Source organism: Burkholderia sp. AW49-1 (genome assembly GCF_053427845.1).
In genome coordinates this window covers 1-6281 of the sequence record NZ_JBSAXF010000064.1, presented here as the reverse complement: position 1 = coordinate 6281, position 6281 = coordinate 1, and the positions used below count along the sequence as shown (strand labels likewise).

At 66.1% G+C, this 6281-nt stretch carries 6 protein-coding genes; 4 read left to right on the top strand and 2 right to left on the bottom strand.

All coding sequences use genetic code 11. The annotated features are described in order from the left end of the window. Nucleotides 1-32: 32 nt before the first annotated feature. Nucleotides 33-1382 (bottom strand): lytic murein transglycosylase B, encoded by a 1350-nt coding sequence (gene mltB, locus ACV22W_RS33305; protein WP_448023782.1) that lies wholly within the window; start codon nt 1380-1382, stop codon nt 33-35. Nucleotides 1383-1425: 43 nt separating this feature from the next. Between mltB and ACV22W_RS33300 the strand changes: the two genes are divergently transcribed. Next, nucleotides 1426-2349, top strand: a complete 924-nt coding sequence (locus ACV22W_RS33300; protein ID WP_448023781.1) for a histone deacetylase family protein — start codon at nt 1426-1428, stop codon at nt 2347-2349. 22 nt (nt 2350-2371) lie between these two features. On the opposite strand, the gene ACV22W_RS33295 is transcribed toward ACV22W_RS33300, so the two are convergent. Continuing rightward, the gene (locus ACV22W_RS33295; protein ID WP_448023780.1) at nt 2372-3283 is read right to left on the bottom strand and encodes an alpha/beta hydrolase; all 912 of its coding nucleotides are present in this window, start codon (nt 3281-3283) and stop codon (nt 2372-2374) included. 216 nt (nt 3284-3499) lie between these two features. On the opposite strand from ACV22W_RS33295, the gene ACV22W_RS33290 reads away from it, so the two are divergent. The 3 genes from ACV22W_RS33290 to ACV22W_RS33280 are packed head-to-tail and all read left to right on the top strand — an operon-like array spanning nt 3500 to nt 6000. Beyond that, complete coding sequence (locus ACV22W_RS33290; RefSeq protein ID WP_059509785.1) at nt 3500-4534, top strand: methionine ABC transporter ATP-binding protein; 1035 nt, start codon at nt 3500-3502, stop codon at nt 4532-4534. Next, nucleotides 4524-5177 carry a methionine ABC transporter permease gene (locus ACV22W_RS33285; RefSeq protein WP_059529977.1) on the top strand — a complete coding sequence of 218 codons (654 nt, stop codon included), beginning with the start codon at nt 4524-4526 and terminating at the stop codon, nt 5175-5177. The genes ACV22W_RS33290 and ACV22W_RS33285 overlap by 11 nt, the downstream gene beginning before the upstream one ends. 28 nt (nt 5178-5205) lie before the next feature. Then, entirely contained in the window at nt 5206-6000 is a 795-nt protein-coding gene (locus tag ACV22W_RS33280) for a MetQ/NlpA family ABC transporter substrate-binding protein (RefSeq protein WP_448023779.1), read from the top strand. The last annotated feature ends 281 nt before the right edge of the window (nt 6001-6281 follow it).

Here is a 6281-nt window from a genome sequence, read left to right as displayed (position 1 = left end):
CAAGCGGCGCTTTTGCTTTGCGTGGACCATGCTTACTGCGCCGGCGCTTCCGTGTCCGCTGCAGGCAGAGGCAGCGCGCCGTTCGCTTCCATCTGCGCCTTCACGGCTTCGCCGAGCTGGTACACGGCGAGCGCATAGAAGAAGCTGCGATTGTAGCGCGTCAGCACGTAGAAGTTCTTGAGGCCGAGCATGTATTCGGTCGCGCTCCCCGGTGACGGCAGATCGACCACGGTGACCGGCGTGCCGGCTTCGGTGGTGATGTTGACCATCGGCTCGTTGAGCGTCATGCCGGCGCGCAACAGTTGCGACAGTGCCCAGTGCGGTTCGGGCTGACCGTCTGCGGCCGCCTGCGCGATGCCGAGGCTGCCCGTGTCGGGCGTGATCCGCCAGACTACCGGGCGATCGGTTTCCCAGCCATGCTGCTTCAGGTAGTTCGCAACGCTGCCGATCGCATCGGCAGGGCTGCTGCGCAGATCGACGTGCCCGCCGCTGTCGTAGTCGACCGCATACTCGCGGATGCTGCTCGGCAGGAACTGCGGGATGCCGATCGCGCCCGTGTACGAGCCGAGCACGGTGGTCGGGTCGAGCTGGTTGTCGCGGGTCCAGACGAGGAAGTCCTCGAGATTCTTGCGGAACGTTGCCTGGCGGCTGTCGCGATTCGGCGTGTCCGGGTAGTCGAACGTGAGCGTCGTCAGCGCATCGAGCACGCGGAAGTTGCCCATGTAGCGGCCGTAGATCGTTTCGACGCCGATGATGCCGACGATCACTTCGGGCGGCACGCCGAATTCCTCGGATGCGCGCCGCAGCGTCGCCTGGTTTGCCTTCCAGAATTTCACGCCCGCGTTGATGCGGATCGGTTCGATGAAGCGCGAACGATAGACGCGCCAGTTCTTCACCGAAGGCGTCGGCGCCGGCTTCACGAGCTTCACGGCGGTGGCCGAGTAGCTGACGCGCGAGAACAGCGCATGCAGGCTCGTGGAATCGAAGCCGTTGCGGCTCACCATCTCGTCGATGAACGCGTCGACCTTCGCGTTGTTCGCGTAGCGCTGCGGAACGATTTCCTCTTCGAAGGTCTGGCCTTGCGGCGCCGGCTGCTGCGGTTGCGCCTGTGCGACGCGCGTGCCGGAGGACTTCGCAGGCTGCGTCTGCGCGACGGCCGGCGCGGCTGCCACGGTAACGGCGATGGCAGCAGCAACGAGCGGGACGCGAACGCTGAACAGTGCGGAGAGAAGGGCGGCAGGCTTGCTGGAATTCATGTCGAAGCGGGCGGACAGGGCGATGGGGTTCGGCGCAGTATACCCGACGCATCCTGCGTGCCGGGGCGAAGCAGCGCACCGTTGTGGTAAGTTAGCGGCGAATTCGCGGCAGACGATGGACATCATTGATGGAGACCTGCGGCGCACCCTGCGTCGCGGATGACAGCTTATGGCAACCGCCTTCTATACGCACCCCGACTGCATGCTGCACGAGATGGGGGAATGGCATCCGGAATGCCCGGCCCGCCTGTCGGCGATCCAGGATCAGTTGATCGCGAGCCGCATCGACGACCTAATCGTGCACGAAACCGCGCCGTTCGCGAGCGAGGTGGCGCTGGGCCGCGTGCATACGCAGGCCCACATCGACTACATCCGCAGCATGACGCCCGTCGACGGCTACGTCGAGATCGATCCCGACACGCTGATGAACCGCGACACGTGGCGCGCCGCGCTGCGTGCGGCCGGCGCGGCGATCGCGGCGACCGACGCCGTGATCGAAGGCCGCTACGCGAATGCGTTCTGCAGCGTGCGGCCGCCCGGCCATCACGCGGAACCCGCGCGCGCGATGGGTTTCTGCTTCTTCAACAACGTCGCGATCGCCGCGCGGCATGCGCTCGATGTCCATGGCCTCGAGCGTGTCGCAATCGTCGATTTCGACGTGCACCACGGCAACGGCACCGAAGCCGCGTTCGCGAACGACGAGCGCGTGCTGATGTGCAGCTTCTTCCAGCATCCGCTGTACCCGTTCTCGGGCGTCGATCACCAGGCGCCGAACATGGTCAACCTGCCGATGCCTGCGCGCAGCAACGGGATGGCGATCCGCGAAGCGGTCGACATGTTCTGGCTGCCGCGTCTCGACGCGTTCAAGCCGCAGATGCTGTTCGTGTCGGCCGGTTTCGATGCGCATCGAGAGGACGACATCGGCAACCTCGGTCTCGTCGAGGCCGATTTCGAATGGCTGACCGCGCAGGTCGTCGACGTCGCGCGCCGGCATGCGCAGGGCCGCATCGTGAGTTGTCTCGAGGGCGGCTACAACCTGTCCGCACTCGGCCGCAGCGTCGTCGCGCACCTGCGCGTGCTGGCCGGCATCTGACCTCGAGCGGGTCGGCGCGCGCTCAGCGCGCCGGCACGTGCGCGTGAATCCACGCGATCAGCGCATCGATCACGCGGTCGCGCTCGAGATCGTTCATCGTTTCGTGGAACCCGCCTTCGTATAGCGTCAGCGTGCGATCGGGCGAGCCGACGCGTGCGCCGAACGTGCGGCTTCCGTCAGGCTCGGTCAGCTTGTCCTCGGTGCCGTGATAGACGAGCACCGGCACGCGCAGCGCGCCGCGACCACGCTCGATGCGCGCCATCGCGTCCAGGATCTCGGCGCCGGTGCGCGCCGGCACCGGGCCATGGTGCACGAGCGGATCGGCACGATTGGCCGCGACGACGGCCGGATCGCGCGACAGCAGCGCCGCGTCGATCCTGATCGCGGGGAAGCTCGGCCACACGCGGCTGATGAAGCGGCTCATCGCGAGCATCCAGCGCGGCACGTCGCGTCCCGGCGCGAGCGCCGGGCTCGACAGCACGAGGCCCGCCAGCGCGTGGCCGCGAAGCGGCGCGAGTTCGATCGCATACAGCGCCGCGACGGCGCCGCCCATGCTGTGCCCCATCAGGAAGAGCGGCGTATCGTCGCGGGCTGCTTCGGCGACGAGGGCGTCCGCGTCGTTCAGGTAATCGTCGAAACGCTCGACCCACGCGCGTTTGCCGGGCGACTGGCCGTGCCCGCGCAGATCGATCGCCAGCACGTCGATGCCGGCCGCGTTCAATCTCGCCGCGAGCGCCGCGTAGCGGCCGGCATGCTCCGCGAGGCCATGCACGAGCGCGATCGTCGCGCGCGGCGGCTCGGTGCCGTCGCCGGCCGGCCAGCGATATGACGCCAGTTCGAGCCCGTCCGCGGTACGCAGCCGGCCCATCCTTGGGGCGGGCGGCGCGGCCGTGTCCAGTGCTGCGGCCGCGGCCTGCGTGGTGGTGGCGGTCATCTGGCGGGTCCCCTGTTCATTTGGCATCGGTGTTCCGGATCATAGTCGCGGCACGCATGCGGTGGGCCAGCAGTGCTCCTCTAATTTCGTCCGGTTATGAAAAGATCGAAATCGATTATTAAGTGGAATGAGGCGTTTGCGGTAAAATCGCCGGCTATTCCAGATGCATCGGCGGCCGACTGGCGGGCTTCGCCAGCCGGCCGCCGTTTTGTTTACATGATCGAATTACGCAATCTGTCGCAGCGTTTCCCTGGGCCGACCGGCTGGGTCGACGCATTGCACAACGTCAATCTGACGATCCCGCAGGGCGAGGTGTTCGGCATCATCGGCCGAAGCGGCGCCGGCAAGAGCACGCTCGTGCGCACCATCAACCTGCTCACGCGGCCGACCGAAGGTAACGTCGTCGTCGGCGGGCGCGATCTCACGCTGCTGCCGGCCGGCGCACTGCGCGAAGCGCGCCGCGAAATCGGCATGATCTTCCAGCACTTCAACCTGCTGTCGTCGCGCACGGTGTTCGACAACGTCGCGTTGCCGCTCGAACTGGCTGGCGCGAGCCGCGCCGACATCGAGGCCGCCGTGCTGCCGCTGCTCGACCTCGTCGGGCTTTCCGCGCAGAAGGACCGCTACCCGGCGCAGATCAGCGGCGGTCAGAAGCAGCGCGTCGGCATCGCCCGCGCGCTCGCGAGCAAGCCGAAGGTGCTGCTGTCGGACGAAGCGACGTCGGCGCTCGATCCCGAGACCACGCGTGCGATCCTCGACTTGCTGAAGCGCATCAATCGGGAACTCGGCCTGACGATCGTGCTGATCACGCACCAGATGGAAGTGATCAAGCAGGTGTGCGATCGCGTGGCGGTGCTCGACGCCGGTCGCGTGGTCGAGGAAGGCCGCGTGATCGACGTGTTCCTGCAGCCGCATCACGAAGTGACGCGCGCGCTGATCGGCGACGTGATCGCGCAGGAACTGCCGCCCGCCCTCAAGGCACGCGTGGCCGAGCGGCTGAAGACGGGCAGCGGGCATTTGCTGCGGCTCGCATTCACCGGCTCGGGTGTCGACCAGCCGATCCTGTCGGAGACGATTCGCCGGTACGAACTCGATTTCAACATCCTGCACGGCCAGATCGACGAGATCCAGGGGCAGGCGTTCGGCTCGCTCGCGGTGCTCGCGGGCGGCGAACCGGGCAAGGTCGGGCAGGCGCTCGCGTTCCTGCGCGAGCAAGGTGTGGTGGTGGAGGAGCTTTCGTATGTTGAGTGAGATGTTCGATATGTTCGTGCAGTCGTTCTGGGAGACGCTGATCATGGTCGGCATCTCGGGAGCGGTCGGCGCGCTCGTCGGGATGCCGCTCGGCGTGCTGCTCTACCTGACCGACCGCCAGGGCGTGCTGCAGAACCTCGGTGTGAATCGCGTGCTCGGCGGCATCGTGAACGCAGTGCGCTCGACGCCGTTCATCATTCTGCTGGTCGCGGTCATTCCGTTCACGCGGCTCGTCACCGGGTCGTCGATCGGCACGGCTGCGGCGGTCGTGCCGCTGACCCTCGCGGCCGCGCCGTTCGTCGCGCGGCTGGTCGAGACGGCGCTGCGCGAAGTCGACCGCGGGCTGATCGAGGCCGCGCAGTCGATGGGCGCGACGACGTCGCAAATCGTGTTCAAGGTGCTGCTGCCCGAATCGCTGCCCGGCATCGTCGCTGGCCTGACGATCACGTTCGTGTCGCTCGTCGGCTACTCGGCGATGGCCGGTGCGATCGGCGGCGGCGGGCTCGGCGATCTCGGCATCCGTTACGGCTACCAGCGCTATCTGCCGGAAGTCATGTGGACGGTCGTCGCGATCCTGATCGTGTTCGTGCAGATCGTGCAATCGTTCGGCGACTGGCTCGTGCGTCGGCTGAGTCACAAGTAATAACGACATTCATGGGTAGGGGGAGACGATGCAACGACGTTTCATGCTGAAGCTCGCGGCCGCACTCGGCGCGGCCGCGCTGTTCGTGAGCGCGCACGCGCAGGCCGAAACCATCAAGGTGGGCGTGACGGGCGGTCCGCACGCGCAGATCATGGACGTGGTGAAGAAGGTCGCGGCCAAGAGCGGCCTCGACATCCGTATCGTGGAATTCTCGGATTACGTGCAGCCGAACGCGGCGCTCGCGTCGGGCGATCTCGACGCGAACAGCTACCAGCACGATCCTTATCTGCAGGCGCAGGTGAAGGACCGCGGCTACAAGCTGATCAAGGTCGCGGATACCGTCACGTTCCCGATGGGCATCTATTCGAAGCGGGTGAAGTCGCTGGCCGAGTTGAAGCCCGGCGCGCGCATCGCGGTGCCGAACGACCCGACCAATGGCGGCCGCGCGCTGCTGTTGCTGCAGAAGCAGGGCCTGCTGAAGCTGCGTGCGGACGCCGGGTTGAAGGCCACGCCGCTCGACATCGTCGACAATCCGCGCAAGCTGAAAATCGTCGAACTCGATGCGGCACAGATTCCGCGCTCGCTCGGCGACGTCGACGCTGCGGCGATCAACACCAACTATGCGATGGAAGCGGGGTTGAAGCCGAAACAGGACGCGATCGCGATCGAGGGCCCGAACGGCCCTTACGCGAACATCCTCGCGATCCGCGAGGCCGACCGGGGCAAGCCGTGGGTCGCGAAGCTGGTCGCGGCCTACCATTCCGCGGAAGTGAAGCAGTTCATCGAACAGAAGTTCGGCGGCGCGGTCATCGCCGCCTGGTGATACGTGGTGCTGGGCGCGCCCGGTGACGATTAGAGTCGATGATCGAAAACCCGGGCTTTGCGTCCGGGTTTTTTCTCTTTTAAAATAGAACGACCGTTCGCTATTGTCGGCGCACCCAAGAGGAGCGCTATCCTCGATAGCCGCGATGGATTGGTCCGCTTGGCCGCGCAGTCATGAGGCCTCGCTATAGAATGGCCTCTGGTCGTATTCGTAACTTTGGAGCGTGTGCATGAAAATCCTGGTGCCAGTGAAAAGAGTGGTCGATTACAACGTGAAGGTCC